The 25862-nt window shown below is 66.9% G+C and carries 28 protein-coding genes; 19 read left to right on the top strand and 9 right to left on the bottom strand.

Translation table 11 applies throughout. The annotated features are described in order from the left end of the window. Positions 1-9: 9 nt before the first annotated feature. The 4 genes from AC3WLC_RS20205 to AC3WLC_RS20220 all read right to left on the bottom strand — a co-directional run bounded on the left by AC3WLC_RS20205 (position 10) and on the right by AC3WLC_RS20220 (position 4718). Positions 10-1335, bottom strand: coding sequence for an MFS transporter (locus AC3WLC_RS20205; RefSeq protein ID WP_493685697.1), 1326 nt, complete (start codon positions 1333-1335; stop codon positions 10-12). Between the two features lie 148 nt (positions 1336-1483). Next, on the bottom strand, positions 1484-2617 hold the full coding sequence (locus AC3WLC_RS20210) for a DUF2865 domain-containing protein (RefSeq protein WP_493685698.1): 1134 nt from the start codon (positions 2615-2617) through the stop codon (positions 1484-1486). A gap of 274 nt (positions 2618-2891) precedes the next feature. After that, positions 2892-3380, bottom strand: coding sequence for a MarR family winged helix-turn-helix transcriptional regulator (locus tag AC3WLC_RS20215; RefSeq protein ID WP_493685699.1), 489 nt, complete (start codon positions 3378-3380; stop codon positions 2892-2894). A 252-nt stretch (positions 3381-3632) separates the two neighbouring features. Then, on the bottom strand, positions 3633-4718 hold the full coding sequence (locus AC3WLC_RS20220) for a TRAP transporter substrate-binding protein (protein WP_493685700.1): 1086 nt from the start codon (positions 4716-4718) through the stop codon (positions 3633-3635). A gap of 62 nt (positions 4719-4780) precedes the next feature. Between AC3WLC_RS20220 and AC3WLC_RS20225 the strand changes: the two genes are divergently transcribed. From AC3WLC_RS20225 to AC3WLC_RS20250, 6 genes are all read left to right on the top strand, one after another. Then, positions 4781-5794 (top strand): fumarylacetoacetate hydrolase family protein, encoded by a 1014-nt coding sequence (locus AC3WLC_RS20225; protein WP_493685701.1) that lies wholly within the window; start codon positions 4781-4783, stop codon positions 5792-5794. Positions 5795-5939: 145 nt separating this feature from the next. Then, positions 5940-6896, top strand: a complete 957-nt coding sequence (locus AC3WLC_RS20230; protein ID WP_493685702.1) for an MBL fold metallo-hydrolase — start codon at positions 5940-5942, stop codon at positions 6894-6896. A gap of 12 nt (positions 6897-6908) precedes the next feature. After that, positions 6909-8477: an FAD-dependent oxidoreductase gene (locus tag AC3WLC_RS20235; protein WP_493685703.1), complete on the top strand. Its 1569-nt coding sequence runs from the start codon at positions 6909-6911 to the stop codon at positions 8475-8477. Continuing rightward, positions 8474-8695 carry a DUF2783 domain-containing protein gene (locus tag AC3WLC_RS20240; protein ID WP_493685704.1) on the top strand — a complete coding sequence of 74 codons (222 nt, stop codon included), beginning with the start codon at positions 8474-8476 and terminating at the stop codon, positions 8693-8695. The genes AC3WLC_RS20235 and AC3WLC_RS20240 overlap by 4 nt, the downstream gene beginning before the upstream one ends. 35 nt (positions 8696-8730) lie before the next feature. After that, entirely contained in the window at positions 8731-9264 is a 534-nt protein-coding gene (locus tag AC3WLC_RS20245) for a hypothetical protein (protein WP_493685705.1), read from the top strand. Positions 9265-9290: 26 nt separating this feature from the next. Continuing rightward, complete coding sequence (locus AC3WLC_RS20250; RefSeq protein ID WP_493685706.1) at positions 9291-9659, top strand: lysozyme inhibitor LprI family protein; 369 nt, start codon at positions 9291-9293, stop codon at positions 9657-9659. Positions 9660-9665: 6 nt separating this feature from the next. On the opposite strand, the gene AC3WLC_RS20255 is transcribed toward AC3WLC_RS20250, so the two are convergent. Continuing rightward, complete coding sequence (locus AC3WLC_RS20255; protein ID WP_493685707.1) at positions 9666-10265, bottom strand: GNAT family N-acetyltransferase; 600 nt, start codon at positions 10263-10265, stop codon at positions 9666-9668. Between the two features lie 47 nt (positions 10266-10312). Between AC3WLC_RS20255 and AC3WLC_RS20260 the strand changes: the two genes are divergently transcribed. Beyond that, positions 10313-10828, top strand: a complete 516-nt coding sequence (locus AC3WLC_RS20260) for a CreA family protein (protein WP_493685708.1) — start codon at positions 10313-10315, stop codon at positions 10826-10828. A gap of 21 nt (positions 10829-10849) precedes the next feature. On the opposite strand, the gene AC3WLC_RS20265 is transcribed toward AC3WLC_RS20260, so the two are convergent. After that, a complete protein-coding gene (locus tag AC3WLC_RS20265) occupies positions 10850-11197 on the bottom strand; it encodes a hypothetical protein (RefSeq protein ID WP_493685709.1) in 348 nt (115 codons plus the stop codon). Between the two features lie 89 nt (positions 11198-11286). Continuing rightward, positions 11287-11616: a hypothetical protein gene (locus tag AC3WLC_RS20270; RefSeq protein WP_493685710.1), complete on the bottom strand. Its 330-nt coding sequence runs from the start codon at positions 11614-11616 to the stop codon at positions 11287-11289. Positions 11617-12002: 386 nt separating this feature from the next. Between AC3WLC_RS20270 and cysS the strand changes: the two genes are divergently transcribed. Continuing rightward, complete coding sequence (gene cysS, locus AC3WLC_RS20275; protein WP_493685711.1) at positions 12003-13472, top strand: cysteine--tRNA ligase; 1470 nt, start codon at positions 12003-12005, stop codon at positions 13470-13472. Between the two features lie 197 nt (positions 13473-13669). Then, entirely contained in the window at positions 13670-15325 is a 1656-nt protein-coding gene (gene cimA / locus AC3WLC_RS20280) for a citramalate synthase (RefSeq protein WP_493685712.1), read from the top strand. Positions 15326-15451: 126 nt separating this feature from the next. Here cimA and AC3WLC_RS20285 read toward each other — a convergent pair whose 3' ends face one another. Further along, a complete protein-coding gene (locus AC3WLC_RS20285; protein WP_493685713.1) occupies positions 15452-15784 on the bottom strand; it encodes a hypothetical protein in 333 nt (110 codons plus the stop codon). A 159-nt stretch (positions 15785-15943) separates the two neighbouring features. Between AC3WLC_RS20285 and AC3WLC_RS20290 the strand changes: the two genes are divergently transcribed. The 7 genes from AC3WLC_RS20290 (at position 15944) to AC3WLC_RS20320 (ending at position 22225) form a co-directional block, all read left to right on the top strand. Continuing rightward, the gene (locus AC3WLC_RS20290; RefSeq protein ID WP_493685714.1) at positions 15944-16573 is read left to right on the top strand and encodes a nucleoside triphosphate hydrolase; all 630 of its coding nucleotides are present in this window, start codon (positions 15944-15946) and stop codon (positions 16571-16573) included. A gap of 289 nt (positions 16574-16862) precedes the next feature. Continuing rightward, complete coding sequence (locus tag AC3WLC_RS20295; protein ID WP_493685715.1) at positions 16863-18773, top strand: ABCB family ABC transporter ATP-binding protein/permease; 1911 nt, start codon at positions 16863-16865, stop codon at positions 18771-18773. Between the two features lie 105 nt (positions 18774-18878). Further along, entirely contained in the window at positions 18879-19100 is a 222-nt protein-coding gene (locus AC3WLC_RS20300) for a hypothetical protein (RefSeq protein WP_493685716.1), read from the top strand. A 131-nt stretch (positions 19101-19231) separates the two neighbouring features. Then, positions 19232-20086, top strand: coding sequence for an AraC family transcriptional regulator (locus AC3WLC_RS20305; protein ID WP_493685717.1), 855 nt, complete (start codon positions 19232-19234; stop codon positions 20084-20086). Then, the gene (locus AC3WLC_RS20310; RefSeq protein WP_493685718.1) at positions 20083-20727 is read left to right on the top strand and encodes a class I SAM-dependent methyltransferase; all 645 of its coding nucleotides are present in this window, start codon (positions 20083-20085) and stop codon (positions 20725-20727) included. The genes AC3WLC_RS20305 and AC3WLC_RS20310 overlap by 4 nt, the downstream gene beginning before the upstream one ends. Then, on the top strand, positions 20724-21620 hold the full coding sequence (locus tag AC3WLC_RS20315; protein ID WP_493685719.1) for a DMT family transporter: 897 nt from the start codon (positions 20724-20726) through the stop codon (positions 21618-21620). Before AC3WLC_RS20310 ends, AC3WLC_RS20315 begins: the two co-directional genes overlap by 4 nt. Before the next feature lie 101 nt (positions 21621-21721). Beyond that, positions 21722-22225, top strand: coding sequence for a hypothetical protein (locus AC3WLC_RS20320; RefSeq protein WP_493685720.1), 504 nt, complete (start codon positions 21722-21724; stop codon positions 22223-22225). 53 nt (positions 22226-22278) lie between these two features. Here AC3WLC_RS20320 and AC3WLC_RS20325 read toward each other — a convergent pair whose 3' ends face one another. Further along, on the bottom strand, positions 22279-22671 hold the full coding sequence (locus AC3WLC_RS20325) for a hypothetical protein (RefSeq protein ID WP_493685721.1): 393 nt from the start codon (positions 22669-22671) through the stop codon (positions 22279-22281). A 240-nt stretch (positions 22672-22911) separates the two neighbouring features. Here AC3WLC_RS20325 and AC3WLC_RS20330 point away from each other — a divergent pair, with 240 nt between their 5' ends. The 3 genes from AC3WLC_RS20330 to AC3WLC_RS20340 all read left to right on the top strand — a co-directional run bounded on the left by AC3WLC_RS20330 (position 22912) and on the right by AC3WLC_RS20340 (position 25836). Beyond that, complete coding sequence (locus AC3WLC_RS20330) at positions 22912-24567, top strand: FAD-binding dehydrogenase (RefSeq protein WP_493685722.1); 1656 nt, start codon at positions 22912-22914, stop codon at positions 24565-24567. 147 nt (positions 24568-24714) lie between these two features. Continuing rightward, positions 24715-25413 (top strand): phosphatidylserine decarboxylase, encoded by a 699-nt coding sequence (locus tag AC3WLC_RS20335; RefSeq protein WP_493685723.1) that lies wholly within the window; start codon positions 24715-24717, stop codon positions 25411-25413. 114 nt (positions 25414-25527) lie between these two features. Continuing rightward, the gene (locus AC3WLC_RS20340; protein WP_493685724.1) at positions 25528-25836 is read left to right on the top strand and encodes a putative quinol monooxygenase; all 309 of its coding nucleotides are present in this window, start codon (positions 25528-25530) and stop codon (positions 25834-25836) included. Positions 25837-25862: the final 26 nt, after the last annotated feature.

Below are 25862 nucleotides of genomic sequence, written 5' to 3' on the forward strand. Positions count from 1 at the left end.
CCGGCGCCGTCACTCGTGCCGGTGCATCGCGGACTCGTGCTTGGTGTCCCGCATGGTCGAATAGACCAGCAGCGAGATGAAGATCACCGCGGAGAGGTAGTAGTAGAACCACTGCTCGTGGCCCTGCTGCTTGAAGAACAGGGCGATCGCCGGCGCCGTGCCGCCGAAGATCGAGACGGTCAGCGCATAGGGCACGGCGACGCCGGTGGCGCGGATCGAGGTCGGGAACAGCTCCGCCTTCACCACCGCGTTGATCGAGGTGTAGCCGGCGACGAAGATCCAGGCGCCGGAGATCAGCAGGAAGGCGACCCAGGGCGACTTGGTCTGCGCGAGCGTCGTCAGGATCGGCACGGTCAGCAGCGTTCCGGCGAGGCCGAAGAAGATCAGCAGCGGCTTGCGGCCGATCCGGTCGGAGATCAGGCCGTAGATCGGCTGCAGGATCGAGGCGAAGATCAGCGACCCGGCGATGACATAGGTGGTGACGATGTCGGTGAGGCCGACGGTCTGCTTCACGAAGGTCTGCATATAGGTGGTGAAGGTGTAGAAGGCGGCGGTGCCACCCGCGGTCAAGCCGACCACGATCGCGACCTCGCGCGGGTATTTCAGCAGCTCGCGCAGCGAGCTCTTCTGCTTCTTGACCTTGCTCGCTTCGACGAAGGCGTCCGTCTCGTGCATGTTCCGGCGCATGAACATGGCGGTGACAGCCAGCATCGCGCCGATCACGAAGGGGATGCGCCAGCCCCATTCCACCAGCTGCTCATGTGTCAGGATCACATTCTGCAGCAGGAGCAGCACCAGGATCGCGGTGAGCTGCCCGCCGATCAGCGTCACGTACTGGAAGCTCGAATAGAAGCCGCGATGGTCGGGATGGGCGATCTCGGTGAGATAGGTCGCGCTCGCCCCGTATTCGCCGCCGAGGCTGAGACCCTCGATGATCCGTGCCAGCGCCAGCAGCACCGGCGCGGCGAAGCCGATCGTCTCATAGGTCGGCGTCAGCGCGATGATCAGCGAGCCGAAGCACATCATCAGCACCGAGACGGTCAGTGACAGCCGCCGCCCATAGCGGTCGGCGATATGGCCGAACAGCCAGCCGCCGATCGGACGGACGATGAAGCCGGCGGCGAACAGCGTCGCCGCATTGAGCTGCTGCACCACCGGATCATGCGAGGGGAAGAACTTCGGCGCGAAATAGAGCGCGAAGGCGGTGTAGGCGTAGAAATCGTACCATTCGACAAGATTGCCGACCGAGCCGATGAAGATCGCCTTCAGGCGTCGCGCCGTATCGGCGACATCCATGCCATGAGGGGCGGGGGGGGCGATTGCTGGGTCCGACATGGCTCGCTCCGCATTCGAAAGGCGGCGCGAGCAGCAGCGGGCGCCGGCAGCAGAACCATGATCTAACTCCTGCGTTTCGCGCCTGTCACCAGCGGGGCATTCGGTCGGAGTTGCTTTCGGTGCATGACGGCGCGCGGAAGCGCCGCTCTCACGGCCGCGCCGTCGCCCCGACGCCGAGATTGGGCGCGAGATTCGGCGCGACGATCCGCACGGTGCGGCGTTCGCCGGTGACGCTCTTGCTTTCGCGCTTCAGCCCGTCGCCCTGCTGCAGGGTCTTCTCGCCGTCGATCCGTTGCGGGCCGACGCCGGCCGATTCCGTGCTGGCGGTCGGGACATTGACGTCCGCTGCCGGCTCGTCGCCCGGGGCGGCCTGGAGCGCGGTCGGCGCCGGAGCCGGCGGCGCATTCGGCTTGGCCTCGGCTGCGGCGGGCGTAGCGCCCTTCTTGCCGCGCTGCGGCTGCTCGGGCTTCGGCCGCGACATCTCCTGCGAGCGCTGCTCGGTGACGATGATGTCGCCCTTGCGCTGGTCGAGCATCTGCTCGGCATTCGCCAGCGCCTGGGCCCAGCTCTGGCCGGGCGCGCGGCAGGTGCAGGCGGCGTCGAAGCTGCGGGTATATTTCAGCGCGTTCGGCAGGGAGGAGTAGGGCTGCCCGCTGCCGCGCGCCACGGCGTTCTGGATGTCGCCGCCGCTGCTCATGCCATAGGCCAGCGTCTCGGTGCCCGGGCAGAGCGACTGGCACATCTCGTCCTGGCCCTCGCGCCCGCTCGGGCTGTTGGCGAGCGGGAAGAAAAAGCCGTCGCAGCTGCGCACGCAGACCGTGTAGGGGCCGCCCTGGCGTCCGCCGCCCTCCGTCGGCTCGCGCGGCTCGTCGGGATCGAGCTCGGGCAGGGTGGAATCGATCTCGCCGCGGCGCGGCTCGATGCCGAAGATCGTCTCGAAGAAGCCGCGTGGCTGTGCCCGGCAGTTGTTGTTGATCAGGGCGGCGAGCTGGGCGCGGCGCTGCTCGATGCCGCCGCCCTGGGCCTGCTGCTGGAGCTGGGCATATTGCTGCTGCAGTGCTCCGAGCTGGGCCCGGATACCGCCGCATTGCGGCGGCGGCTGCTCGCCGAAGAACAGGAAGCCGCCGCGATCGCAGCCCATGGACCGATACTGGCTGGAGAGCTGCGCCAGCTGGCCGGCGACGCGCTGCGCCGCCTGGGCGGAGCGGGCATCGCCGCCGCGCTGGCCCTGCAGGCTGGAGAGTTCGGCGCGCCAGTTGTCGCAGGCGGGGGACTGCGCCACGGCTGCGCTCGTCAGCGCGGCGAAAGCCAGCGCCGGAGCGAGCGCGCGTCGGAGCGAAGCGAAAATCATCGAAGGCAGAGTGCTATCCCTGTGACTCGTCCGGTGCCGGCAAGGACCGCCCGCACCGGCGAAGCACATGCCAGAAACGCGACGGAACTAAGGAGGCGCGCTGCAGCCGGGTCGAAACGGCGATTCGACGCACCGTCTATTCGCCTCAGCGCATCGCATATCGCGTCCGCTGCGGCAAATCGGTGGCCGGATCACGGTTTCGAGATCAGGCTTCCTCGGTCTGGTAGGCGCCGGCGAGATGGCGTCCGCGCTCGGTCAGCACCGCCAGCACGCGCTCGAAGACGCGCAGCTCCTCCGGTGCGATTCCCTCGATCCAGCGTTCCTCGAAGGCCAGTGCCAGCGGCACGATCTGGGCATAGATGCGCTGACCGGCGGCGCTGAGGGCGATGAAGGCCTCGCGCCGGTCGGCCCTGTTCTCATTGCGCGTCACCAGCCCGCGCTTGTCGAGCTCGGAGACGGCGCGCGAGACCTTGGTCTTGTGCATCTGCGAAAGCTCGCCGATGTCGCGCGACGTCAGCTGCCCGAACTCGCCGAGCTGCGCGATCACCCGCCATTCCGGGATGCCGATGCCGAAGCGCGTGCCGTAGACCCGGCCGAGCGCGCGGCTGGCGAAAAAGCCGACGACGTTGAGCCGGTAGGGCAGGAACTGCTCGAGATGCAGGGCGCGGTCTTCGGGTTTTTGCTTCGTTGACATTAGTTGCACATGTAACTAACTGGAGTGAAAGAAGGCCGCGGGGGCCGCGGCGCGATCATTACCGAACGGCAGCGCCTGTCAAAGCCGCCGCCATGGGAGGAGCAACGATGAGCGTGCGGGCCGCGATTGGCTCAGGCTTCGGCGAGCGGATCGGGACGGCGCTCGTCCATGCGTGACGCGGGCTCGCCATGGCGCCGCCGCCGCTCACCCCGGAAACGCGCCGTCGGCGCGCCCCGGAGCGATGGCTGGCGGTCAGCGCGACCGCAGCCGGTTCATGAAGGCGTCGTAGGACAGTTCCGCCACCTGCCACCAGAGCAGGTTCTCGCCACGGAAGGCGACCATCGAGTCGTAGCCCTTCTTGAAGGCCTCGCTCTTGGCCGAGGTCTCGGCATAGTACTCTTCGGCCGCCTTGAGCGAGGCTTCCATGATCGGCTGCGGGAAGGCCTTGAGCTGTGCTCCCTGGGCGATCAGCTTGCGCAGGCCGCCGGGGTTCACGAAGTCGTACTTCGCCAGCATCCAGTTGTTGGCCGCCTCGCAGGCGTTCTGCACGATCGCCTGGTAGTGCTTGGGCAGCTTGTTCCACTGCTCCTGGTTGATGACGAGGTGCAGCATGGCGCCGCCTTCCCACCAGCCGGGATAGTAGTAATAGGGCGCGACCTTCACGAAGCCGAGCTTCTCGTCGTCATAGGGGCCGACGAACTCGGCCGCGTCGATCGTGCCGCGCTCCAGGGCGGGATAGACGTCGCCGGGCGCGATCTGCGTCGGCACCACGCCGAGCTTGGCCAGCACCGAGCCGCCCATGCCGCCGATGCGGAACTTCAGGCCCTTGAGGTCGTCGACGGTCTTCAACTCCTTGCGGAAGAAGCCGCCCATCTGGCAGCCGGAATTGCCGCAGGGGATCGAGTAGGCGTTGAACTTGGCGAGGACGCCGTTGATGATCTGCTCGCCGCCGCCGAAATACCACCAGCTGTGCTGCTGGCGGGCGTTGAGGCCGAAGGGGATGCCCGTGCCGAGTCCGAGCGCCGGCTCCTTGCCGATGTAGAAATAGGTCGGCGTATGCGCGCACTCGACCGTGCCGGAGGTGACGGCGTCGAGCGCCTGCAGGCCGGGCACGATCTCGCCGGCCGAGAAGGTCTGGATCTGGAACTTGCCGTCGGTCGCTTCGCCCATGAACTTCGCGAACTGCTGGGCGGTGCCGTAGATCGTGTCGAGCTGCTTGGGGAAGCTCGAGGTCAACCGCCATTTCACCTCGGGCATCGATTGCGCGATCGCCGGCATCGCGATCGGCGCGGCGGCCGCGGCGAGCGCGCCCGTCTTCAAAAACATACGGCGTTGCATGGACTTTCCTCCCGGGGACAGATTTGCTGCCATCATCACTGTTCGGCGAGGATTGAAAAGAGATGAAACTAGCATCCCTCATGCATGGCCGGGATGGCCGCCTCGTCGTCGTCGCGAACGACCTGACTCGCGCGACCGACGCCTTCCCGGTCGTCGCGACGCTGCAGGGCGCGCTCGACGACTGGGATCGCTGCGCGCCGCGCCTGGCCGATCTCGCCGAGAGCCTGGAGCACGGCTCGGTGCCGTCCTTCCGTTTCCACGAGCAGCACTGCGCCTCGCCTCTGCCGCGTGCCTATCAGTGGGTCGACGGCTCGGCCTATGTGAACCATGTCGAGCTGGTCCGGAAGGCGCGCGGCGCCGAGATGCCCGAGAGCTTCTGGACCGACCCGCTGATGTACCAGGGTGGCTCCGATTCCTTCCTCGGCCCGCGCGAGGCGGTGAAGCTCGCCAGCGAGGATTACGGCATCGACCTGGAGGCCGAGATCGCGGTCGTGACCGGCGACGTGCCGATGGGCGTCACGCCGGAGGAGGCGAGGGGGCTGATCCGCCTCGTCATGCTCGTCAATGACGTGAGCTTGCGGAATCTGATTCCGAACGAATTGGCGAAAGGCTTTGGTTTCCTTCAGTCGAAGCCGTCCTCGGCCTTCTCGCCGGCGGCAGTGACGCCGGACGAGCTCGGCGCGGCCTGGAAGGATGGCAAGCTCAGCCTGCCGCTGCTCGCCCAGGTCAACGGCAAGCCCTTCGGCAAACCGCAGGCCGGCGTCGACATGACCTTCGATTTCGGCGTGCTGATCGCCCATGCAGCCAAGACCCGCCCGCTCGTTGCCGGCACCATCGTCGGCTCCGGCACGGTCTCGAACCGCGACGCCGATGGCGGGCCGGGCCGGCCGGTTTCGGAGGGCGGGCTGGGTTACGCCTGCATCGCAGAGCAGCGCATGGTCGAGACCATCCGGACCGGTGCGCCGAAGACGCCGTTCCTGCGCTTTGGCGACAGCGTCCGCATCGAGATGAAGGACGCCGCGGGCCATTCGATCTTCGGCGCGATCGAGCAAGAGATCCTGCCGCATGCGCAGTAATCGGCGCCGTCATTCTCGGGCGAAGCGAAGCACAGACCCGAGGACCTCCTGACGAGGAGGCGCTTCTCAGCGCCTCTTCCGGCCTGAGATGCTCGGGTCAAGCCCGAGCATGACGTCAAGATCAACGAGTTTACGAGGTTGCTCCATGTCCTCCCCCGCTTTCGCCTCCACCGCCGATCTCGGCGAGAAGACCGTCTCCTTCGACGAGATCGGCAAGGGCGTCTACGCCTATACCGCCGAGGGCGACCCCAATAGCGGCATCGTCGTCGGCGACGACAGCGTACTCGTCTTCGACGCGCAGGCGACGCCGACCATGGCCGAGCGCGTCATCGCCAGGGTGCGCGAGGTCACTGACAAGTCCGTCAGCCATGTCGTGCTCTCGCATTACCACGCCGTGCGCGTGCTCGGCGCGCCGGCTTACGGCGCGAAGGAGGTCGTCTGCTCGGATGCGGCGCGGGCGATGATTGTCGAGCGCGGCGAGGAAGACAAGGCGAGCGAGATCGGCCGTTTTCCGCGGCTCTTTCAAGGTGCCGACTCGATCCGCCCCGGCCTGACCTGGCCGACCACGACCTTCTCGCACAACGCTTCGATCTGGCTCGGCAAGCGCGAGGTCCGGCTGATGAAGCTCGGCCGCGGCCACACCGCCGGCGACATCGTCGCCTGGATGCCGGACACCAATGTGATCTTCGCCGGCGACCTCGTCGAATACGGCGCGACACCCTATTGCGGCGACGCCCATTTCACCGACTGGCCGACGACGCTGGACGCGCTCGCCGCCTTCGCTCCCGCCGCCATGGTGCCGGGCCGCGGTGCGGCGCTGACCAATCGCGGCATGGTCGCCGACGGCATCAAGGGCACGCGCGCCTTCCTCACCGACCTGTTCGAAGCGGTGAAGGGCCATGTCGCCGCCGGCCGCTCGCTGCGCGAGACCTTCGAGCGCGTCCACGAGACATTGAAGCCCGCCTATGGCGACTGGGTGATCTTCGAGCACTGCCTGCCCTTCAACGTCACCCGCGCCTATGACGAGGCCGGCGGTCTCGACCATCCGCGCATCTGGACCGACGAGCGCGACCGCCAGATGTGGCTGGACCTCAGGGGCTGAAGGCGCCACCGCATGCAGCCCTTCCGCCAGTTCGCCTATCGCCGCGGCCCGGACCAGGACGCTCCCGCGCCCGCCCGGCATCCCGTCGTCATCGTCGGCGCCGGCCCGGTCGGGCTGACGCTGGCGCTCGACCTGGCGCGCCGGCAGGTCCCGGTCGTGCTGATCGACGATGCCGACCGGATCGGCGAGGGCTCGCGCGCCATCTGCTTCGCCAAGCGCACGCTCGAGATCTTCGACCGGCTCGGGCTGGCCGAGCCGATGGTCGAGAAGGGCGTCACCTGGCAGAAGGGCCGGGTCTTCCGCGGGCAGGCCGAGCTCTACGAGTTCGATCTCCTGCCCGAGGGTGGCCACAAGCAGCCGGCCTTCATCAATCTCCAGCAGTTCTATGTCGAGGCGGCGCTGGTCGATGCGGTTTTGGCCGAGCCACACGTCGATCTGCGCTGGAGCAATCGCCTGACCGGTCTCGATAACCGCGAGGACGGGGCGAAGCTCACCATCGCCACGCCGGACGGCGACTATTCTATCGAAGCCGACTGGCTGATCGCTTGCGACGGCGCGCGTTCGCCGACGCGCGGCCTGCTTGGCCTGGAGTTCCGCGGCGAGGCCTTCGAAGACCGTTTCCTCATCGCCGATGTGAAGATGACCGCGCCGTTCCCGACCGAGCGCTGGTTCTGGTTCGATCCGCCTTTCCATTCCGGTCAGTCGGCCCTGCTGCACAAGCAGCCCGACGATGTCTGGCGCATCGACCTCCAGCTCGGCCCCGATGCCGATCCCGAGCATGAGAAGCAGCCTGAGATCGTGCGGCCCCGGATCGAGCGCATGCTTGGCCATGCCGATTTCGCGCTGGAATGGGTCTCGGTCTACCGCTTCCAGTGCCGCCGGCTCGACAGGTTCCTGCATGGCCGGGTGGTCTTCGCCGGCGATGCAGCCCATCAGGTCTCGCCCTTCGGAGCGCGCGGCGCCAATTCCGGCATTCAGGACGCCGACAATCTCGGCTGGAAGCTGGCGCTGGTCGCGCGGGGCCGCAGCCCAGCCTCGCTGCTCGACAGCTATGACAGCGAGCGCGTCGCGGCCGCCGACGAGAACATCCTGAACTCGACGCGGGCGACCGATTTCATCGCGCCGCGCTCGCCCGGCGAGCGCCTGCTGCGCGAGGCTGCGCTCTCGCTGGCACCCCTGACCGGCTTCGCCAAGCGCTTTGTCAATTCCGGAAGGCTGTCGCTGCCCTCGGCCTATGCCGGCTCGACATTGTCGAGCGACGACGAGAGCTGGGACGGGGGCTTGCAGCCGGGAGCGCCATTCCTCGATGCACCGCTCGCCGCTGCCGCCCATGCCTGGCTGAGCGAGGCCTTCTCGGTGGGGCAGGCGATCCTGCTCGGCGAAGATGCGACAAAGCTCGCACCCGTCGGCGTCCTCGCGATCGAGCCGGCGGCGGGCGATGGGACATTGCGCCAGCGTTATGCCTTGGAAGGCGGCGCAGCCGTGCTGCTGCGGCCGGACGGGCATGTCGCCGCCCGGTTCCGGCAGCCGAGGCGCGCTGCGGTGGAAGCCGCGATCGAGCGGATGGAGGGCAGGGGATGAATGCCGCGGCTGTCATGTCGCCTGCGGGCAAGCTCGCGCGCGAATCGCGCTTCGCCGATCCCGATGCCGCCTTCCGCCTGCTCGCCCAGGCGCATCGCGATCTGGATGAGCGCGAGAGCGCTGCGCTCAATGCCCGCCTCGTCCTGATCCTCGCCAATCACATTGGTGACGAGCAGGTCCTGCGCGAGGCCTTGGCGCTGGCGCGCGAGGCAGGCTAGGGTCGGGGCACGACGCCTCCGGAGCCCTTCGCCCGATGGAAGACCTTCCGACCTTCTACTCCACCCTGATCCCGCTCGGCTTCTTCTTCTGGGGGCCGGCGCTGGTGGTGCTGACGCTGCTGCTCTCCTGGCTCTGGGCCCGCAGCCTCAAGGTCGACCGAGCGCTGGAGAGCGATCTCGACGGCTTCACCAGGGAGGACGTCGAGAAGCTGTTCTCGCTTTATGGCCCTGAGCGCCGGGCGATTTACCGCAACAAGCTGCTGCCGGCCGATCTCGCCTTCGCGCTGGTCTATGCGGTCGTCGGCGCGTTGATCGTCACCGGTCTCTCCATGCGCGGCTATCCCTGGTGGGTGGCGGCGCTCTGCGGCGGCGGCTGGCTCATCGGCGGGCTCTGCGATGTCGTCGAGAATCTCGCCATCGCACGTCTTCTCGATCGTTTTCCAACTCTCGACGATGGCACCGTCGCGATCGCCAGCGGCTTCACCCGACTGAAGCTCGTCTTCACCGGGCTCGGCTTCATCGGCGCGATCGCTGCCTATTATCTCGCGTTCAAGCCGATCGCCGGCTGAGCATGCGGGGCGCGGCGCGCGCTGCCTTGGCCGCCGGCACCCTTGGCGCGCTGGCCTTGCCCGCAGCGGCCGACGAAGCCTGGCAGTGTTGCATCGACAATTCGGACGGCACCAATCCCGCCTGGGCTGCCTGCGGCGGGGCATGGGTCGCGCGTGAGGACGCCAAGCTCAACGCCGCCTGGAAGCGCCTCCTGGCGGCGAGCGGGTCGGCGACCATGAAGGATCTGCTCGAAGAGCAGCGCGCCTGGAACGCCTTCATGCAGAAGGCCTGCCGCTTCTACGACAATGGCGAGTTCGGCCGGGAAGGGCAGGTGCTGCATTTCCCGGCCTGCCGAGCCACACTCATCGCCCAGCGCACCGTGACGCTCGACAGCTATGGCGCCGACCGGCGCTAGCTGGCCTCAGGCCGTAACATAAGAGCGTCGAAGGCAGAAGCGAGCTGCGGGCACCGGCGTGGCACCGATCAGGATCTCGGTTTCGCCTGGCGCCGATTCAAAGCCTAGCCGTGCCGCGAGCTGCAGCGAAGCTGCGTTCTGCGGATGTGTGACGATCAGGGCCTCCCGCAGCTCGAGCGTCTCGAAGCCATGGCGAAGCAGTCGGTCCACTGCCTCCCGGGCGATGCCTTGACCCCAATGGCGGACGGCGAAGCGGTAACTGACCTGGGCCTGCTCCGGGCTTTCGCTATCCGGAATCAGACCGACATAGCCGAGCGGATCGCTCTCGTCGGCACGAGCGAAGACGGTCCAGTAGCCGAGCCCGCGCGCGACATGCAGGAAGCTGCGCGCTGCGACGCCCTCGCGGCCCATGGCGGGATCGCCGACCGCCGCGATGAAGCGCATGACCTCCGGATCGGCATTCAGCGCCGCGACGAAGTCGAGATCGGCCTCGGTTCGCGGCTTCAGCAGAAGGCGCTCGGTCTCCAGCACCGGAAGCATGGTCGTCGCCCTGTCGTGTCGTTCGAGGATTGCTGACGCCGGCACTGGTGCGGAAGCGCGCACCATCCCATATCCTGCCCGCTGTTCCTCGGGAACGCTTTGGGAGAATCTGAATGAGCTTTCGTCGCTGTCTTCTCGCTGCCTCGGCGGTGCTTGCCCTGGCCGGCGTCACTGTGCCGGCTGCGGCGCAGGAGGACCTGATCTTCAGGAAGTCGACGGTCTGGAAGATGTTGACCCCGGACGACAAGCTCGCCGTCTACGGCGTCGACGATCCCGTGGTCGAGGGCGTCGCCTGCCACTACACTGTGCCCGAGAAGGGCGGCGTCTCCGGCATGTTTGGTGTTGCCGAGGAGGTCTCGGACGTCTCGCTCTCCTGTCGCCAGATCGGTCCGATCCGCTTCAAGGAGAAATCCTCGCAAGGCGACGTCGTCTTCCGCGAACGCCGTTCGCTGATCTGGAAGAAGATGCAGATCGTGCGCGGCTGCGACGCCAAGCGCAACGTGCTGATCTACATGGTCTACACCGACAAGCTGATCGACGGCTCGCCGCAGAACTCGACCTCGAGCGTGCCGATCATGCCCTGGGGCGCGAGCGGCGACGTGCCGAAATGCTCGGAATGGGTGAGGTGAGGCGGGTTCGGCCCGTCTGATCTAACGAGGCGTGTAGCTGCCGGTATAGTTGCAGTTCGCGCCATGGAACGGTGTGCAGGCGCCGCTCTCCGCTACTGTGAGAGCGCGGCCTTTGCGGCGAATGTCGAGTCGGCAGATCTCGCCATATTCCGTGGCCTCGGCCACGAGCCGGTCGCCCTGGACCTTTCCGCGTGCCGAGATGACGCCGACGCAGCTCCGGCTGCTGATCTCGGCGTCGACCTTGAGCATGCCGGCGCCAGCCGGGCGGATCGTCATGCTGCCGCCCAGCGTGCGATAGCGGCCCTCGAAGGCCTCGGCCGGCAGCAACGTTGTCAAGGCGAAGGCGGCGACGAGTGCTGGGCGGTTCATGGGCCGACGATCCTCGATACGGCCGGGAGTGATCCCGGCGGCCCGAAGATAGGGTTTGCGTCAGCCTCCGGAAAACTCGCCCGTCGGGATTAGCCCCCGCAGGTGATCGTCAGCGGTTGCTCGGCCTGCGCCACATTGGCCGGGCGCGGAGTCGAGCCGGTGATGTCCTCGCGGGCGGCGACGCCATAGGCGGTGGCGGTGCGGTGGCCTTGCGACTCGCACCAGGCGTCGGCGACGATCTGGCCGCACTCCGACTTGCTGGCGATGCAATCGGCGACGCCGTAGCCGTCTCCGGCCGGGATCAGATAGGTGCGCTCGGCCTTGGGGGCGGCGACGGTTCCGGTTGCGGGCAGCAGCGCCAGCGACATTCCGGCACCGATGATTCCGAACAGCCCGACCAGAGCGACGGCGCGGCGCATGATGATGTCCCTGAGCTTCGACCGGTTTTGAACCTGCGACATCTCAAATTGGTTCCAATTGGTTAAGACGGCGTGAACCCACGGCAATCTTCGTTGCGCGCAAACCGTCTTCCGCTTGTGGCGGCATTGCGGCGAAGAGAGCGCAAATCGCGGGACGGGAGCGAGACGCCGGCGGACCGTTGCCAAGCTGCCACTTGACGTAAGCGCACATGACGGGCATCCATCACGACATGATGACGCGAGCCCTCGCCATTATTTGCATTATTTGCCGCTAGCTTTCGCTGGCCGGCTGCTCACGTCCTCGTCCCAACGAAAAGACAGACAGCGCCCCGGCCAGCGGCCAGGATATGCCGTTTTTGTCGCTTTCTCGTCAGGACACCGCTTCGATGCAGCCGACCCTCAGGCTCTACAACACGCTGACGCGGACGAAGGAGGTCTTCACCCCCGTCGATCCCCAGAACGTGCGCATGTATGTCTGCGGCCCGACGGTCTATGACTACGCCCATATCGGCAATGCCCGGCCGGTCATCGTCTTCGACGTGCTCTACCGGCTGCTGCGGCACGTCTATGGCGAGTCTCACGTCCGCTATGCCCGCAACCTCACCGACGTCGACGACAAGATCAATGCCCGCGCCGCGCGTGACTATCCCGACCTGCCGCTGAACGAGGCGATCGCGAAGGTCACGCAGACGACGACGGCGCAGTTCCACGCGGACGTCGATGCGCTCGGCAATCTGCGCCCCGACGACGAGCCGCGCGCCACCGGCCATATCGAGGAGATGAAGGCGATCATCGAGCGCCTGATCGCTCGCGGCATCGCCTATGTCGCCGAGGAGCATGTGCTGTTCCACGTGCCGGCCGTCGCCGGCCTGAAGGACGCGCCGAAATACGGCTCGCTCGCCCGCCGCTCGCTCGACGAGATGGTCGCCGGCGCCCGCGTCGACGTCGCGCCCTATAAGCGCGATCCGATGGATTTCGTGCTGTGGAAGCCGAGCCGAGAAGGCATCGATCCGGGCTGGCCGTCGCCGGCCGGCATCGCCACGCCCGGCCGCCCCGGCTGGCACATTGAATGCTCGGCCATGTCGATGGCCAAGCTCCTGACGCCGTTCGGTGGCGGCCTACAATGCGACGACCCGGCCCTGAACGTCTTTGACATCCATGGCGGCGGCATCGACCTCGTCTTCCCGCATCACGAGAACGAGCTGACGCAGAGCTGCTGCGCCTTCGGTGCGGCCGGCGGTGCGCCGCGCATGGCGAACTACTGGATGCACAACGGCTTCCTGCAGGTCGAAGGCGAGAAGATGTCGAAGTCGCTCGGCAACTTCGTCACCATCAACGAGCTGCTGGCGACCGACACTTTCGGCGGGCGGACATGGCCCGGCGAGGTACTGCGTCTCGCCATGCTCAAGACCCATTACCGCCAGCCGATTGACTGGACGGTGAAGGCGCTGGAGGAGGCGGAGAGGACGCTGGCGGATTGGGCTGCAGCTGCGGGAGATGCCGAGGCCGGGCAGGTCCCTGTCGGTGTGATCGAAGCGCTGGCTGACGATCTCAACACCTCGCAGGTGCTCGCCGAGCTGCATGCCCTGCGCAAGGCCGGCGATCATGCCAGCCTGAAGGCGAGCCTTGCCTTGCTTGGCATCGCTTTGCCGGAGGTGGCTGCGGCCGAGATCGACGATGCCTTGCGCACGAAGGTCGAGATCGCGATCGCCGCCCGCCTGGCCGCCCGCAAGGCGAAGAATTTCGCCGAATCCGATCGCCTTCGCGATGAGCTCGTCGCGATGGGCATCGTGCTCATGGACGGCAAGGACCCGGCCACCGGCGAGTTGATTACCAGCTGGGAGGTGAAGCGGTGATGCTTCACCTCCCAGCGAATGCCTTGAACCCGTTGCCACGCTGCGGCGTTGCCCCATTCCGTTGAAAGAACACCAAGACCAATGACCACCGAAGCCCCCAAGATCCGCAAGCGTGGTTCGCTCTCGATCGCGATGAAGCTCGTCATGCTCGCCATGGTGATGCCCAAGGTGCTGCGTTACCGGTTGCGGGTGAGGCGATGAGCGCCTCAGCGCCCGCCACGCTGGCTGAAGCAGCGCCGCGCAAAGGTGGCGAAGCGACGCTCGCGCGCATCCATCTCTTCGACACGACGTTGCGCGACGGCGCCCAGACTACGGGCGTCGACTTCTCGCTCGACGACAAGCGCGCGGTCGCCGGCCTGCTCGACAAGCTCGGCATCGACTATGTCGAGGGCGGCTATCCCGGCGCCAACCCGCTCGACACCGCCTTCTTCGCGAACAAGCCGACACAGCGGGCGAAATTCGCCGCCTTCGGCATGACCAAGCGGGCAGGGCGTTCGGCCTCGAACGATCCCGGCATCGCCGCGCTGCTTGACGCCAAGGCCGACGCCATCGTCTTCGTCGCCAAGAGCTGGGACTATCACGTCCATGTCGCGCTCGAGATCTCCTTGGAGGACAATCTCGACGGCATCCGCGACAGCGTCGCCACCGCCAAGGCTGCCGGCCGTGAGGTGATGCTCGATTGCGAGCACTTCTTCGATGGCTACAAGGCCAATCCCGATTATGCGCTCGCCTGCGCCCGCACCGCCTATGAGGCCGGTGCCCGCTGGGTCGTGCTCTGCGACACCAATGGCGGCACGCTGCCGGACGAGGTCGGGAAGATTGTCGCCGAAGTCGCCAAGGTCGTTCCTGGCGACAATCTCGGCATCCATGCCCATGACGATTGCGGCTGCGCCGTCGCGAATTCGCTCGCCGCGGTCGAGGCGGGCGTGCGCCAGATCCAGGGCACGCTGAACGGCCTCGGCGAGCGCTGCGGCAATGCGAACCTCGTCACGCTAATCGGCGCGCTCAAGCTGAAGGAGCGCTACAATCGCCGCTTCGCGCTTGGCGTCGACGAGGCCGAGCTCGGCGAGCTCACCCATGTCTCGCGCGCGCTCGACGAGATGCTGAACCGGGCGCCCAACCGCCATGCGCCCTTCGTCGGCGCCTCCGCCTTCGCCACCAAGGCCGGCATCCATGCCTCCGCCGTGCTGAAGGACCCGCGCACCTACGAGCATGTCGCGCCCGATCTGGTCGGCAATGTCCGCAAGGTGCTGGTCTCCGACCAGGGCGGCAAGTCGAACCTCGTCGCGGAGCTGGAGCGCATCGGCGTCACCATCGGTCGCGATGATCCAAGGCTCTCGCGCGTGCTGGAGGAGCTGAAGGAGAAGGAAGCGCAGGGCTACGCCTTCGAGGGCGCCGACGCCTCATTCTATCTGCTCGCCAAGCGCATCCTCGGCGAATTGCCTGATTATTTCGAGATCGAGCGCTTCACCGCCAATGTCGAGCGCCGCTACAATGCGCTCGGCGAGCTCGTCACCTTCTCGGAGGCGATCGTCAAGGTGAAGGTCGGCGAGGAATCGCTGATCTCGGTCGCCGAGAGCGCGCTCGGCCCGGTCAATGCGCTCGATCTCGCCCTGCGCAAGGATCTTGGCCGCTACCAGTCGCTGATCGGTGGCCTGAGGCTGGTCGACTACAAGGTCCGCGTCTTCCAGGGCGGCACCGACGCGGTCACCCGCGTGCTGATCGAATCCGCCGACGAGACCGGCGAGCGCTGGACCACCGTCGGCGTCAGCGCCAACATCATCGACGCCTCGTTCCAGGCGCTGGTCGACTCGATCACCTACAAGCTGATGCGCGAAGGCGCGACGGCGTAAGGCGCAACGTCATTCTCGGGCGGAGCGAAGCGCAGACCCGAGAATCTCATGACCAGCTGGCTGGATTTAGAGATGCTCGGGTCAAGCCCGAGCATGACATGCTTGCCGCCGCCGGCGGCTCGCATGTCACTCCGTCAGGCGCAGCGACTTCTCCTTGCAAAGATCGACGCCGTCATTGTCGCTCTCGCTCTCGTCGCTGAATTTGCCGAGCAGGTAGTAGCTGCAGCCGGCCGGCTTGTTGAGCTTGATCATGATGCTCTTGCCGGGCGCCAACGGCTTGGCGAGCTTGCCGACGAGACGGGCCTGCTCGCCCGTGGTGGTGATCTCCAGCGACTCCAGCGGCACGGTGCGGGCATTGGTGATCTTGATCTGCGCCGGCGGGCGCGACTGCGCGAGGGCCGGCACGACAGGCAGCAGCGCCAGGGCGCAAGCGGCGGGAAGAATGCGTCGAAGCATCATGGGCGTCTTCTCCTGGCCTCAGCCTTTAAAGGCTTTAGGCCAGTCTGACATTGCAGTTGCGACCAGAACAAGGCCTGATCGGCGCCGCTTGATGGCGAAAGCGTCCGGTTGCAGGCGTCGAGCTCGGGGCGGAACGTGGATGATGCCGAGTTTTTGACCATGCAGACTGTCGAAGACATCGCCGCCCGGATCGTCGAGCATGCGCGTGACAGGCGTCGCATCATGGTCGCTCTCGCGGGGCCGCCGGGAGCCGGCAAGTCGACGTTGAGCGAGCGGCTCCTTGCAGCGCTGCCGGAAGGCGAGGCGGCGCTGGTGCCGATGGACGGCTTTCATTTCGACAATGCCGTGCTCGATGCGCTGGGGCTGCGCAACCGCAAGGGCGCGCCCGAGACCTTCGACTGCGCCGGGCTCGCGACGACGCTGCGGCGTGTCCGGTCGAACGAGGGCGATGTCGCGGTGCCGGTTTTCGATCGCGAAGCCGATCTCGCTCGCGCCGGCGCGGCGATCATTCCCGCCGATACCCGGTTCGTGCTGGTCGAGGGCAACTACCTGCTGCTCGACCGGGCGCCCTGGTCCGAACTCGCGACACTTTTCGACCTGACCGTCTTTATCGACGTGGCGGTGGCGGAATTGGAGCGCCGGCTGCTGGCGCGCTGGACCGATCTCGGCCGTAGCGAGGACGCCGCGCGCGCCTGGGTCGATGGCAACGACCTGCCCAATGCACGGCTGGTGATCGAAGGCAGCCGGCGGGCGGATATTCTCTGGGAGAATGGAATGGCGTTGGCCTGAGCGTGGAATGAAGTGCTCCCCTTCTCCCCTTGCGGGAGAAGGGGGCCCGAAGGGCCGGATGAGGGGGCGCGCGACATCTCCACGTCAAGGTTGGGACCGTTTCTGGTCTGAATAGCAAGGAAGGGGCGGCGCGACCCCTCATCCGTCAGCGCTTCGCGCTGCCACCTTCTCCCGCAAGGGGAGAAGGGAAGTGTCGCGCTCGCATGCCACCCTCAGTAATTTCTCCTCTCGCCCCCTGCATTCCCCGGAGAATCCGCCTATATCGGCGGTTCCATTTGGAAGCATTTCAATGTCCTCGCCTGCCACGCCGGTCCCGGCGCCCCTAGCGCGCGCCGCCGTGCTCCAGCCCGGCTCCGGCTTCATCGCCACTTTCAAGGCGCTTTGGCCCTATCTCTGGCCGCCGGAGCGGGCCGATCTGCGCCAGCGCGTCGTCGCCGCCTTCGTGCTGCTGGTGATCGGCCGGCTCGTGCTGATGGGCGTGCCCTTCACCTTCAAATGGGCGACGGACGCACTCGCCAACAATCCGACCTCGCTGTCGAACTGGCTGCCCTTCCTGGTCGGGGCGCCCTTGGCGCTGACGGTGATCTACGGCTTCGCCCGCGTCGGCTCGGCCGCTTTCGTGCAGTTGCGCGATGCGATCTTCGCGCCGGTCTTCATGCATGCGGTCCGCACGCTGGCGCTGCAGACCTTCGGCCATCTCCACCATCTCTCGCTGCGCTTTCATCTCGAGCGCAAGACCGGTGGCTTGACCCGCGTGCTCGAGCGCGGCCGCAACGGCATCGAGGAGATGGTCCGCCTCGGCCTCAATCAGCTCGTGCCGGTGATCATCGAGGTCACGCTGATCATCACAGTGCTGCTCTATCTGTTCGACTGGCGCTATGTCGTCGTGCTGGTGACGATGGTGGTCGGCTACATGGCCTACACCATCAAGGCCACCGAATGGCGCATCGCCATCCGCGCCCAGATGAACGAGTCCGACACCGACGCCAACGCCAAGGCGATCGACTCGCTGCTCAACTACGAGACGGTGAAGTATTTCGGCGCCGAGGCGCGCGAGACTGCGCGCTACGACCTCTCGATGGCGCGCTATGAGCGCAACTCGATCAAGGCCTACACCTCGCTCGCCTGGTTGAACTTCGGCCAGGCCGCGATCTTCGCGATCGGCCTCACCATCTCGATGGTGATGTGCGTGCGCGGCTTCCAGGCCGGCGCCAACACGGTCGGCGATTTCGTGCTGATCAACGCCATGCTGATCCAGCTCTACATCCCCCTCAACTTCATGGGCACCGTCTACCGCGAGATCAAGCAGGCGACGCTCGACATCGAGCAGATGTTCTCGCTGATCGGCCGCGATCCCGAGATCCAGGACGAGCCGGGGGCGCCGCCGCTCGATGTCCGCGCCGGCACAGTCACCTTCGAGGACGTGCACTTCGCCTATGTGCCGGAGCGGCCGATCCTGCGCGGCATCTCCTTCGAGGTGCCGGCCGGCCGGACGGTCGCGATCGTCGGCCCGTCGGGCGCCGGCAAGTCGACGATCTCGCGCCTGCTCTTCCGCTTCTACGAGCCGCAGAGCGGCCGCATCCTGATCGACGGCCAGGATATCGCCGAGGTCCAGCAAGTCTCGTTGCGCTCGGCGATCGGCATGGTCCCGCAGGATACGGTGCTGTTCAACGACACCATCGAATACAATCTGCGCTATGGCCGGCCCGAAGCCACGCAAGCCGAGATCGAGGACGCCGCGCGGCTCGCCCAGATCGACCGCTTCATCAAGTCGCTGCCGGAGGGCTACCAGACCTCGGTCGGCGAGCGCGGCCTCAAGCTCTCCGGCGGCGAGAAGCAGCGCGTCGCCATCGCCCGCACCATCCTGAAGGGACCGCCGGTGCTGGTGCTCGACGAGGCGACCTCGGCGCTGGATTCCTTCACCGAGAAGGAGATCCAGGATGCGCTCGACCGGGTCAGCGAAGGCCGCACCACCCTGGTGATCGCCCACCGGCTCTCGACCGTGGTCAACGCCGACGAGATCATCGTCCTCGACAAGGGGCTGATCGTCGAGCGCGGCCATCATCGCGAGCTGCTCGCCGCCGACGGCGTCTACGCCGCGCTCTGGAACCGCCAGCGCCAGGTCGACGAGGCCAAAGCGACGCTGCAGCGCGCGACCCAGGAAGAGGGCGAGAGCGTCAGGGTCAGCCTGACGCAGTGAGTTTTCTGCAGGCGTCGGGAAAATTTCGCGGCGCCGTTGATTCCTGCCCAAAATCACGCATATCGAATTTACGACGCTAGCACAGGCGGGGGCGCCCCGGCCGAGGTGGCCTTCGGGTCGTCGTTTGCTTCTTTCTGGTGTGCACGCCGCTACGGCGTCGCAGCTTCTTTCTCCGTCCCATTCCGCAATCCAGGCGCTCGCCGCGCCCGACAAGACGAGGCGCGCGGCCCCAACCGGAGCCCGACCATGATCATCGCCGGCTACGCCCTTCTGGCGCTCGGCTATACGCTTCTGGCCATCGCCGCCCTGACCGGCATCGGCCACTGAATAAGACCCCGCCCCGGAGCAAGTCTCCGGGGCGGCGGCTCCGGAAGAAGCGCTGGAGGTTGTGGACGATCGATCAAGCGACCGCCTGAAGCGGATGATATGCACGGGGCTCTCGCGGGAGGAGCCGGAGCATGTCGCTTGCCGACAAGGCACTTTGGGTGATGGAGCGCAATTCCAGCCGGGAACTGACGCTGAGCTCGATCGCGGCAGCCTGCAGCGTCTCGCGCTCGCATCTCGCCAATGCCTTCGGAACCGCGAGCGGCTGGCCGGTGATGGCCTATCTCAGGGCACGGCGATTGAGCGAGGCGGCCAAGCGCCTGGCTGCCGGTGCTCCCGACATCCTCTCCGTCGCGCTCGAATTCGGCTACGGCTCGCATGAGGCCTTCACCCGCGCCTTCCGCGATCAGTTCGGGGCCACGCCGGAGGAGGTCCGCAACAGCGGCAGCACCGACAAGCTCGGCCTCGTCGCGCCACTGCGATTGACGAACGGGCGCGCCCGGACCCCTGTCCCGACCGTGCGGGAGCTCGGTCGGCTGCGCCTCGTCGGCCTGTCCGCTCCGTGCTCCTATGAATCGGCGATCGGGATACCGGCGCAATGGCAGGCCTTCATGTGCGACCATTATGCCGACGTCGCCGACAAGGCGCCGGGCATACCGATCGGCGTCTGCCGCGCGCCTGATGAGGATGGCTGCTTCGAGTATATGTGCGCCACCGAGGTGATATCGGCCGCTCCGCCGCGAAAGCCGCTGGCCTATCTGGAGACCGAACCTCGGACTTATGCCGTCTTCGAGCATCGCGACCATATCTCGACGATCTTCGATACCTACACGGCGATCTGGAACGAGGCGCTGCCTGCCGCTGGGCTCAATGCGGCAAACGGCCCCGTGCTCGAATTTCACAACGACGCTTTCGATCCGGGCACCGGGCTTGGCGGCCTGCAGATCTGGATTCCGCTGGAGCACAACGGCAACGGGAGTGGGGCATGACTGCGCCGGACACGCCCAATCGGGATAGGAAGACGGGCCGCTCGGCCTCCAACATCTCGACCCTCGCCGGCTATGAGGGCTGCGCCGACGACTACGCGGAAACGACGGCCCCCAAGCCGGAGGCGGGTGACCAGCCGGCACTGGTCGAGTTGCTTAAGCTCGTCCCGCCGGGCAGCCGCCTGCTCGAAATCGGCTCCGGGCCGGGCTGGGACGCCGACTGGCTCGAAGAGAGGGGGCTCGCCGTCAGGCGCACCGATGGGGCGGACTCTTTCGTGCAGTTCCAGGCGGGACGCGGCCGCCGGGCCGAGCGCCTCGACGTCATCCGCGATCCACTCGGCGGCCCCTATGATGGCGTTGTCGCTCTTCACGTGCTCCAGCATGTCGAGCGCGAAGCCCTGCCCTCCGTCTTCGCCAGGATCGCGGAGGCGATCTGCGATGGCGGCGTCTTCCTGCTCGCGCTCCGGGAAGGGCAGGGCGAGACCGCCGAAATCGGCTCGAAGGGCAACGCGTACTACGTCGCCCTATGGCCGCGCTCCGAGATCATCGCGATTCTGGCCGCGCTCGGCCTCGCTCTGCGCTGGTCGCATTCGTTCGAGGGCCGCTGGCTGACCGCCCTGTTCCGGAAAGGCACGCTGGCATGAGCCGGAAAGCCTGGCTGCTGTTCCTCGCCCTCGGCGTGATCTGGGGCGTGCCCTATCTGCTGATCCGGGTCGCCGTCACCGACTATCACCCGATCGTCGTCGCCTTCGGCCGCGCCGCCATCGGCGCGCTGGTGCTGGCGCCTTTCGTCTTGCGCGGCAAGGGCATCATGGCGGGTTTCCGCCGACCCGTCTGGCTGATCCTCTACACGCTCGTCGAGATCAGCGGGCCGTGGTTCCTGATCGGATTCGCCGAAACGCGGGTGACGAGCTCGCTCGCCGGCCTGATCATCGCGCTGACGCCGATCATCGCCGCTATCCTGGGCGTCGCGCTGTCTCAGGAGCGGCTCGGGACCGGACGGCTCGTCGGGTTAGGCCTCGGCCTTGCCGGCGTCGTCGCGCTGCTCGGCTTCGACGAGCAGCCGGTCGAGCTCTGGCCGGCGCTGGCGCTGGGGCTGAGCGCGCTCGGCTATGCCATCGGCCCGATCATCGTTGTGCGCAAGCTCGCCGATGCCGAGGCGAGTGCAGTGGTCGTCGCGTCGCTGATCGTCGCCTCGGTTCTCTACCTGCCATTCGTCCCGGCCCATTGGCCCGCTCGGATCACGCTCGATGCCAGCCTCGCGGTGATCGCCCTGGCCGTCTTCTGCACGGCGCTGGCCTTCCAGCTGTTGTTCGCGCTCATCGCCGAGGTCGGCGCGGCGCGGGCGACGGTGATCGCCTACCTCAATCCCGCCGTGGCGGTGCTGCTCGGGGTGCTCGTGCTCGGCGAGCCGCTGTCTTTGGCCCTGCTGGTCGGTTTCGCGCTGATCGTGGCCGGCTCCTATTTCGCCACGGCCCGGCAGCAGCGCGCCGATGCGGCAGCCGCGCCGGCCGCGGCTGCCGAGCCGCTCAGTTGAGAACTTTTCCATAAGCCTCTCGCCAGCATGCCCCGAGATTGGCAGTATGGCTTGCAGAGCCTGGCTGTGGGCTCGCTGCGGTTGAAGCGGGGGGCTTTGCCATGTTCGTGCTCGATCCAACCACGCTGGTCGGTTTTCACACCTGGCTCAGCCTTGTTGCCATCGTCGCCGGCTTTCCGATGACGATGGCCTTGCTGAAGGGGCATCTCAGCCCGCGCTGGAACGGCATCTACCTCTCAACCGCCTTCGCGGCCAGCGCCACAGGCTATGCCTTCCCCTTCGACAGGGTGCTGCCCTCGCATATCGTCGGCGCGGTCTCGCTGGTGCTGATCGCACTCGCCGGGCTGGCGCTCTACGCCTTCGCCTTGCGCGATGTCTGGCGGCGAATCTACGCGATCACCGCGGTGCTCTCGTTCTACCTGCTGATCTTCGTGCTGATCGCCCAGCTCTTCCTCAAGGTGAACGTCCTGCACGATATGGCGCCGACCCAGAGCGAGCCGCCTTTCGCGATCGCCCAGGCTCTGGCCTTGATCGTCTTCCTGATCCTGACCCTGCTCGCGGCCCGGCGCTTCGGCGCCGGCGTGACGGTGGCGAGGGCGGCATAAAAAAGGGCGGCCCGGAGGCCGCCCAGTTCTCACCACGTCGGTCTTCTGATCGCTCAGCGGCGATCGACGTCGACGATCTCGCCGCGCCAGTTGATCTCGACGCGCAACTCGTCGCCGCGCCTGTCGCTGCCGTCGATCACCCAGGCATTGCCGCTCCAGCGCGCCTGATCGATCTCGGCGACGCCGTTGCGACGGGCGATCCTGATCGCCTCGCGCTGCGAGATGGTGTCGTAGCGAGCGCCGTCATACCCGCCGCGGTCGTAGCCTCGGCGATAGTCGTCGGGCTTGTAGGTGCCGCCGCGATAGGGCGCGTTGTCATTGCTGGTCGGCCCGCGCTCATATTTCGGAATGCTGTTCTCCGGCCGCAGGTCGACGCCTTGCGCCACCGCGGCGACCGATGACAGCGCGAGCGCGCCTGCGACCAAGCCAATCTTCAGCGGTTTCATCCTCATCCTCCAGGGGTTGATGATGTGTCCTGGAGAAAGAACTGCCGCGAGAGCCAGGCGTTCCAAGATCTTTCGAGACCATTCTGCGGCAAATATTAAATGAGCTGGTCGCCTGGGAGGTGCTCCTCAACAAGGCCACCGTTTCGTAGGCGCCCATATCACCGCCGGACCGCGCCCTTGCGGTCCGGCAATTTCTCGGCAAGCTCAACCGCAACGGGAATCCGGCAGCGGGGAGGGTGCATGGCGCTCGATGCGGATGTGGTCATCGTCGGAGCTGGCCTTGCCGGCCTCGTCGCCGCGGCCGAGCTGGCCGACGCCGGTCGCAAGGTGATCATCGTCGAGCAGGAGCCGCGGGCCTCGCTGGGCGGCCAGGCGTACTGGTCCTTTGGCGGGCTCTTCCTGACCGATTCGCCTGAGCAGCGGCGGCTGCGGATCAGGGATTCGCTCGACCTTGCCCGCCAGGACTGGTTCGGCTCGGCCGGCTTCGACCGGCAGGAGGACCATTGGCCCAGAGCGTGGGCCGAGGCCTATCTCGACTTTGCCGCAGGCGAGAAGCGCAGCTGGCTGCACCAGCAGGGCATGCGCTGGTTCCCGGTCGTCGGCTGGGCCGAGCGCGGCGGCTATCTCGCCACCGGCCACGGCAATTCCGTGCCGCGCTTCCATGTCACCTGGGGCACGGGCCCGGGCGTGCTCGAACCGTTTCTGCGCCGCGTCGCGGAAGCTGAAACGAAGGGGCTCATCGAGCTGCGCTTTCGCCACCGCGTCACCGGCCTGACGCGCAGCGGCGGCGCTGTCGACGGCGTCGAGGGCGAGGTTCTTGAGGAGAGTACGGTCGGGCGCGGGCAGGCGAGTTCGCGCACCGTGACCGGCAATTTCGCGATTCGGGCCCAGGCTGTGATCGTCGCCTCCGGCGGCATCGGCGGCAATCACGAGCTCGTCCGCCGCAACTGGCCGCAGCGCCTCGGCGAGCCGCCGCAGCGGATGCTCTCCGGCGTGCCGGCCCATGTCGATGGCGCCATGCTCGCTGTCGCCGAGGCGGCCGGCGGCCGGCTGATCAATGGCGACCGGATGTGGCACTATGTCGAGGGCATCGCCAACTGGGCGCCGATCTGGCCGGCGCATGCGATCCGCATTCTGCCCGGCCCGTCTTCGCTCTGGTTCGATGCGCGCGGCAACCGCCTTCCGGTGCCGCTCTTTCCCGGCTTCGACACGCTCGGCACCCTGGAACATCTGCGCAGGACCGGCTTCGACCATTCCTGGTTCGTCACCAGCCGCAGCATCGTCGCCAAGGAGTTCGCACTCTCCGGTTCCGAGCAGAACCCCGACCTCACCGGCAAGAGTTGGCGCCAGGTGATCCAGCGCGCCAGGGCCGGCATGCCGGCGCCGGTCCAGGCCTTCCTGGACAAGGGCGAGGATTTTATCGTCGAGACCGATTTCTCGCGGCTGGTCTCCCGGATGAACGAGCTCGGTGGTGTCGGGCTGATCGACGAGGCGCATCTGCGCACGCAGATCGAGGCGCGCGATCGCGACGCCGACAATCCCTATGGCAAGGACCTGCAGGTGACGGCGCTGCGCGGCGCGCGCGCCTATCTCGGCGACCGGCTGATCCGCACGGCAAAACCGCATCGCATCCTCGACCCGGCCCATGGCCCGCTGGTCGCGGTCCGCCTCAACATCCTGACGCGCAAATCGCTGGGCGGGCTGGTGACCGATCTCTCGGCCCAGGTGCTGGGAGGGGATGGCGAGCCGGTACCGGGACTCTATGCGGCCGGCGAGGCTGCCGGCTTCGGCGGCGGCGGGCTGCACGGCTATCGCGCGCTGGAAGGCACCTTCCTCGGCGGCTGCATCTTCTCGGGGCGCGTGGCGGGGAGGGCGGCGGCGGGGGCGGTGGGATAAGCGATTGATTGTCGCGCCGTCCGCGCGCCTCTTTCGCAAAAGCCCGTAAAAGCCTAAACAGCTTGCCCATCTTGCGGTCTCAACCCCGCCGCGAAGACGCTGCCAGATGCGCGCACCGCGCCAACAAGAGCAACAGGACTACCGCCCATGTCTCTCGTCGACTCCGTCCGCCGGACGATCGTGCCGATCCACAAGGAAGGCTATGTCTTCATCGCCATCGGCGTGGTGGCGACGCTGGTGCTCGGCCAGCTCTGGGGACCCTTCGGCTGGATCGGCACGCTGATCACGCTGTGGATCTGCTATTTCTTCCGCGATCCCGTCCGCATCGTGCCGCAGCGCGAGGGGCTGGTGATCTCGCCCGCCGATGGCCGCATCAGCCAGATCGCCACTGCCGTGCCGCCGCCGGAGCTGGAGCTGCCGGCCGAGCCGATGACGCGCATCTCGGTCTTCATGAACGTCTTCGACTGCCATGTGAACCGCAGCCCGGTCGCCGGCCGCCTGATCAAGATGGCCTATACGCCCGGCCTCTTCCTCAATGCCGAGATCGACAAGGCGAGCGAGGACAATGAGCGCAATGCGCTGGCGATCGAGACGCCGGCCGGTACCATCGCCGTCGTTCAGATCGCCGGCTTGATCGCGCGCCGCATCGTGCCCTTCGTCAAGGAGGGCGATCTGCTCGGCCAGGGCGAGCGCTTCGGCCTGATCCGCTTCGGCTCGCGCGTCGACGTCTACCTGCCGCAGGGTGTCGTCCCGCTGGTCGGCGAAGGCCAGACCGCGATCGCCGGCGAGACCGTGCTGGCGGATTTCTCGGGTAACGACATCGCCCGGGCTTTCAGGGCGCAATAAAGTCAGAGGTAGTTGCGCTCAGCCTCGGTTGCGTTAGACGCCGCCCCGCGATGGACCGCCGTCGAATTGACAAGTCCATCCGCCGACTCAGTTCCAAACCGGGAGGAGGAAGCGGTGAGCGTCACCTATCTGATCGAATTCCAAGTTGTTCCGGCGGAAAGGGAGCGTTTTCTCGGTTTGCTGAACGACGTCCTCGACGCCATGCGTGCCGAGGAGACGTTCCAGGATGCGACGCTGCACGTCGATCCTGAGAATGAGAACCGCTTCCTGCTACATGAGACTTGGGCCGATCACCGCGAGGTGCTCGACGTTCAGATCAAGCGACCCTACCGCGACGCTTGGCACGCTGCTTTGCCTGAGCTGCTGCTGCGGCCACGCGGTATCTCAGTCTGGACGCCGCTCCGTTCCGACCGAGCGCGCTAGCCTCCCATCTGAAAACCGCGTATTCC

The sequence above is a fragment of the Allobosea sp. GW821-FHT03A12 genome, assembly GCF_058986765.1.

Coding starts and splice junctions, on each gene's coding strand:
- AC3WLC_RS20330 (WP_493685722.1), top strand. CDS start 22,912: ATGGCGCTCGATGCGGATGTGGTCATCGTCGGAGCTGGCCTTGCCGGC.
- AC3WLC_RS20240 (WP_493685704.1), top strand. CDS start 8,474: ATGAATGCCGCGGCTGTCATGTCGCCTGCGGGCAAGCTCGCGCGCGAA.
- AC3WLC_RS20225 (WP_493685701.1), top strand. CDS start 4,781: ATGAAACTAGCATCCCTCATGCATGGCCGGGATGGCCGCCTCGTCGTC.
- AC3WLC_RS20255 (WP_493685707.1), bottom strand. CDS start 10,265: ATGGTGCGCGCTTCCGCACCAGTGCCGGCGTCAGCAATCCTCGAACGA.
- AC3WLC_RS20220 (WP_493685700.1), bottom strand. CDS start 4,718: ATGCAACGCCGTATGTTTTTGAAGACGGGCGCGCTCGCCGCGGCCGCC.
- AC3WLC_RS20320 (WP_493685720.1), top strand. CDS start 21,722: ATGTTCGTGCTCGATCCAACCACGCTGGTCGGTTTTCACACCTGGCTC.
- AC3WLC_RS20290 (WP_493685714.1), top strand. CDS start 15,944: ATGCAGACTGTCGAAGACATCGCCGCCCGGATCGTCGAGCATGCGCGT.
- AC3WLC_RS20315 (WP_493685719.1), top strand. CDS start 20,724: ATGAGCCGGAAAGCCTGGCTGCTGTTCCTCGCCCTCGGCGTGATCTGG.
- AC3WLC_RS20205 (WP_493685697.1), bottom strand. CDS start 1,335: ATGTCGGACCCAGCAATCGCCCCCCCCGCCCCTCATGGCATGGATGTC.
- AC3WLC_RS20305 (WP_493685717.1), top strand. CDS start 19,232: ATGTCGCTTGCCGACAAGGCACTTTGGGTGATGGAGCGCAATTCCAGC.
- AC3WLC_RS20245 (WP_493685705.1), top strand. CDS start 8,731: ATGGAAGACCTTCCGACCTTCTACTCCACCCTGATCCCGCTCGGCTTC.
- AC3WLC_RS20265 (WP_493685709.1), bottom strand. CDS start 11,197: ATGAACCGCCCAGCACTCGTCGCCGCCTTCGCCTTGACAACGTTGCTG.
- AC3WLC_RS20235 (WP_493685703.1), top strand. CDS start 6,909: ATGCAGCCCTTCCGCCAGTTCGCCTATCGCCGCGGCCCGGACCAGGAC.
- AC3WLC_RS20215 (WP_493685699.1), bottom strand. CDS start 3,380: ATGTCAACGAAGCAAAAACCCGAAGACCGCGCCCTGCATCTCGAGCAG.
- AC3WLC_RS20260 (WP_493685708.1), top strand. CDS start 10,313: ATGAGCTTTCGTCGCTGTCTTCTCGCTGCCTCGGCGGTGCTTGCCCTG.
- AC3WLC_RS20270 (WP_493685710.1), bottom strand. CDS start 11,616: ATGCGCCGCGCCGTCGCTCTGGTCGGGCTGTTCGGAATCATCGGTGCC.
- cysS (WP_493685711.1), top strand. CDS start 12,003: ATGCAGCCGACCCTCAGGCTCTACAACACGCTGACGCGGACGAAGGAG.
- AC3WLC_RS20295 (WP_493685715.1), top strand. CDS start 16,863: ATGTCCTCGCCTGCCACGCCGGTCCCGGCGCCCCTAGCGCGCGCCGCC.
- AC3WLC_RS20335 (WP_493685723.1), top strand. CDS start 24,715: ATGTCTCTCGTCGACTCCGTCCGCCGGACGATCGTGCCGATCCACAAG.
- AC3WLC_RS20325 (WP_493685721.1), bottom strand. CDS start 22,671: ATGAAACCGCTGAAGATTGGCTTGGTCGCAGGCGCGCTCGCGCTGTCA.
- cimA (WP_493685712.1), top strand. CDS start 13,670: ATGAGCGCCTCAGCGCCCGCCACGCTGGCTGAAGCAGCGCCGCGCAAA.
- AC3WLC_RS20310 (WP_493685718.1), top strand. CDS start 20,083: ATGACTGCGCCGGACACGCCCAATCGGGATAGGAAGACGGGCCGCTCG.
- AC3WLC_RS20285 (WP_493685713.1), bottom strand. CDS start 15,784: ATGATGCTTCGACGCATTCTTCCCGCCGCTTGCGCCCTGGCGCTGCTG.
- AC3WLC_RS20230 (WP_493685702.1), top strand. CDS start 5,940: ATGTCCTCCCCCGCTTTCGCCTCCACCGCCGATCTCGGCGAGAAGACC.